3 protein-coding genes are annotated in these 4,006 nt (G+C 59.9%); all 3 read left to right on the top strand.

Translation table 11 applies throughout. From position 1 onward, the window contains the following. On the top strand, nt 1-1,191 hold a 1,191-nt coding region (locus VGE80_RS10790; protein WP_440592670.1), incomplete at its 5' end, for an aminotransferase class V-fold PLP-dependent enzyme. Further along, nucleotides 1,188-2,387 carry an amidohydrolase family protein gene (locus VGE80_RS10785; protein WP_440592669.1) on the top strand — a complete coding sequence of 400 codons (1,200 nt, stop codon included), beginning with the start codon at nt 1,188-1,190 and terminating at the stop codon, nt 2,385-2,387. The genes VGE80_RS10790 and VGE80_RS10785, both read left to right, overlap by 4 nt. 171 nt (nt 2,388-2,558) lie before the next feature. Continuing rightward, complete coding sequence (locus tag VGE80_RS10780; protein WP_397568289.1) at nt 2,559-3,962, top strand: MFS transporter; 1,404 nt, start codon at nt 2,559-2,561, stop codon at nt 3,960-3,962. Nucleotides 3,963-4,006: the final 44 nt, after the last annotated feature.

The raw sequence follows: 4,006 nt of genomic DNA, 5'->3' as shown, positions 1-4,006 counted from the left end.
CATTTCGGCGTGACCCCGATTGTGAATGCGGTGGGGTATGCGTCTCGCGTGACGGGAAGTTCCCCGCATCCCGATGTCATCGCTGCGATGGCGGCGGCGAGTGCGCAGTATGTCGAACTGGATGATCTGATCGAGGCGGCCGGTAAGCTGATTCACAAGTGCACCGGCGCTGAGACGGGGATCATCACGGCGGGAGCAGGTGCGGCACTCACACTGGCGGCAGCCGCCTGTCTGGCGGGAAACCGGCCGGAAATCATGGATCAGTTGCCGGACGTTTCGAACTGTCCGCGCGACGAGATCATCTACCCGGCTGCGGGCCCCTTTGACTACGATCACGCCATTCGCCTGTCCGGGGCAAAGCTGGTCTCGATCGAGTACCGGGACGCGGACGCCCTGGAAAAAATTGAGAAGGCGATCAATCCGCGCACGGCTGCGATTGGTTATGTCTGGTATGGACTCGAAGATCGAGTGGACCTGAACAAACTGGTCGAACTGGCTCATCGTCATCATCTACCTGCGATCATCGACGCTGCGTTCTCGATGCCCCCGGCAGAGAACCTGTCGCGCTTCAGCCGCTGTGGTTTTGATCTGATTGCTTATAGCGGTGGTAAACATTTGGGGGGGCCGCAAGCCTCGGGCCTCCTGTGTGGTCGGGCCGATCTGATTCGCAGCGCGTGGGTGCAGATGGTCGACATGGACGTTCGGTCGGGAACGTGGTCCCTGCAGCACTGGGTCGACGCAGGCTGGATTTCCCGCTCCCCCCGGCACGGAATCGGGCGCTCGATGAAAGTCAGCAAAGAGTCGATCGTCGGGCTGATGAAAGCTCTTGAGCGTTATGGTCAGCGGGATCATGCTGCCGAGTACGCTCAATGGAAGCAGAGCACCGACGTGCTGTATGAGGGATTGAAGGATCTGCCGGGTCTGCAGATAACTTACTTGAATCAGGCGCTGAACGGTCAGCCGTACCCACTGCTGCAGATCGATTCCGGCACTGGCCCCGGGGCGATGTCGGTGCGTGAACTGCTGCTGGCACTGCGCGCGTTGCCGCGAAAAATCATTCTCGCCGAAGATGAACAGTCTGTCGATCGGGCGTTCTTGTATACCCAGTGCTTCCAACCGGGGGACCTGGAATACACACTGGCCTCTCTTCGTCAGATTCTCGTGTCTCATGCTGATCGGGTTTCTCGATGAATCATGCCAGCACTCTCGTCAGGAATGGTCGCGTCTTTGACGGTCTGGGAAATGCGCCACAGCAGGTCGATCTACGGATTCGCGATGGCCAGATCAGCGAGATTGGTCCGGATCTGCGGGCGACAGACGAGACCGTGATTGATGCCACGGGCCTGATTGTTTCCCCCGGTCTGATCGACTTGCACACACACGTCTTCAGCGGTGTGGGACTGTACTCGGTTGATCCGGTGGATGCCGGGCTGCGTACCGGAGTGACGTCGATGCTCGACACGGGGACGGCCGGTTCGCTGACGTATCCCAACTTCGACCGGTTCATTCTTTCGCGAGCGGACGAGGATATCTTCGCGCTGCTGAATATTTCGATGATCGGCGCGATTCAGGGACATCCCGAATTTCCTCCGTTCATGGGTGACTTGAACGACGGTCGTCACGCGCACGTTCCTTCGGCTGTGGCCTGCGTCGAGCGATTTCCGCAGCGGATCGTCGGGATGAAGGTCAGGCTGACATCGGGGCTGGCGAATTTCGAAGAGAAGAACGAGTGGGCCGGATTCCACGGCGTCTTCGAGGCGGCAGATCAGACCGGGCGGCCCTGCATGATCCACCATGCGGCGTCACGCATTCCAACGAACACGGTCCTGCAGGCTCTGAGAGCCGGGGATACCTACACCCATCTCTATAACCCTCATCCTGATCATCCGTTTGACGAGCGGGGGGCTCCACTGGAAGCTCTGCTGGAAGCACGTGATCGGGGCGTCATTTTCGATGTGGGGCACGGAGTCGGGGCGTTCGTCTGGCGTGTTGCGGAACCTGCCTGCCGCGAGTTCGAATTCTGGCCTGACACCATCAGTACCGATATTCATCAGTTCAACCTGCATGGACCAGTCGTTGATCTGCCCACGACGATGACCAAGTTTCTTTACCTGGGCATGCCGCTGGAGCAGGTGATTCGGGCGTCGACTTCTGCACCGGCAGCTGCCATGCGAGTTCAGGACCGGATCGGTACACTCGCCGTCGGTCGTCAGGCGGACGTGGTGCTGCTGAAACTCGAAGAGGGACGATTCACACTGACTGATACGGAAGGTCAGACGCGAATCACGAATCAAAAGCTGGTTCCTGTTTCTGTCTGCAAGCAGGGACACTGGGTCCCCTGCGGTCGCGCAAGAGAAGAATATGTCCACGACTGCGGCGCGAGGTAACGGGCTGTGATGGACCCGATCCATAGAGCGAACACAGAAGCTCTGCGGGGACGGCGTTGCGGCCGTCAGAGTTGACTTAGCGGTGATGGAAGCGTTCGTCTCATCCGGGCGAACCCGTCACTCGGTTGAACAGGGGCGAGGTGAATAGGTGTTGAGAGGAGATCAGGCATCTTGATCGAGTCAGCGACGGACGATCCAGCGAGCGAGGCCCCGCCAACGCGAGTCCGCCTGGGGGTGGCGGGTATCCTGACACTGATGGCGTGTCTGCTGTATCTCGACCGTTACGCTGTGGGAATTGCGGCCGAGCAAATTCGCGCGGATCTCGCGATGACCCAGACGCAGATGAGCTGGTTCATCAGTCTGTTCTTCTGGTCGTATGCACTCTGTCAGGTTCCCGCTGGCTGGCTCAGTGACCGCTTCGGCCCGCGGCGAATGCTGACGACCTACGTTCTGGGATGGTCGGTCTTCACCGGCCTGATGGGGGGCGCGACACAGGTGTGGCAGATCCTGCAGTTGCGGCTCTGGTGCGGAGCCACGCAAGCGGGGGCCTATCCCGTCTGCACCGGGCTGATCCGGACGTGGTTTCCCGAGAAGCAGCGCGGCTCCGCCAGTTCGATCGTGGCTCTGGGGGGGCGATCAGGAGCCGTCCTCGCTCCCATACTGACCGCCGCTTTGATGGCGCAGTTTTCCGGGAACTGGCGCCCCGTGCTGATGGTCTATGGCATCGTCGGGGTTGTCATCGCGGTGGCGCTCGCCTGGATCTGCCGGGATACTCCCTATGGCCACCCGTGGTGTAATCTTGCCGAACGAGACCTCATCCGTGGCACAAAGTTTCGCGAAGATTCCTTACATAAAGTTGCTCCTTCGGCGGTTCCCGCGTCGGATGCGAAACAGACTGGTGTTCTTACGGACGGGGCGGGGGAGTCGTTCCCGTGGATGGTCGTGCTGACCAATCTCAGTCTTTGGGGAAACTGTCTGACGCAGATGTTCACCAACATTGGCTGGATATTCGTGGTCACATGGCTGCCCCGATATCTGGGGGATGTACACGGCATTCCCTTGGCCGAGCAGGCGCTGATGACGGCCGCTCCCACCTTCGCGGGGATTGTCGGCATGTTCTGTGGCGGTGGCTGGACGGACTTTGCTGCCCGGCACTTTGGCGTGAAATGGGGTCGCCGCCTCCCGGTGATGTCGACTCGCTTCCTCGCCGCAGGAGGCTACGTCTTCTGTCTGGCTCTCAGCCTTTACTATTCGCCGGAATCGTCGACCCGCTGGCTGCCTTGGGCCATGATTGCAGGGATGAGCTTTTCGACCTTCAGTTGTGACCTGGGTGTGCCCGCTCTGTGGGCCTACTCACAGGATGTCGGAGGCCGTTACACGGCGTCGGTGATGGGGTGGTCAAACATGTTCGGAAACTTTGGAGCCGCACTCGCTCCGCTGATCTACAACTTCGTCCTGGGTGAGTCACCCGCCCTCAATGACTGGAACTGGCTGTTTGCCACCTGCGCGGGAATGTTCTTCCTTTCGGGCTGTTGCGCACTGGTCCTCGATTCCACGAAGTCGATTGCAGACTGAGGAACGGTCTGCTGAAGGACAACTCTTCCGGCAGGGTTCGGTTT

The sequence above is a fragment of the Schlesneria sp. genome (genome assembly GCF_036405755.1).
Taxonomy (GTDB): Bacteria; Planctomycetota; Planctomycetia; order Planctomycetales; family Planctomycetaceae; genus Schlesneria; species Schlesneria sphaerica.
The sequence above is the reverse complement of the archived record's forward strand: the minus strand, read 5'-3'. Positions and strand labels throughout refer to the sequence as shown.

What these genes read in the sequence shown, in the direction of transcription:
- VGE80_RS10785 (WP_440592669.1), top strand. Translation starts at nt 1,188, where the DNA reads ATGAATCATGCCAGCACTCTCGTCAGGAATGGTCGCGTCTTTGACGGT.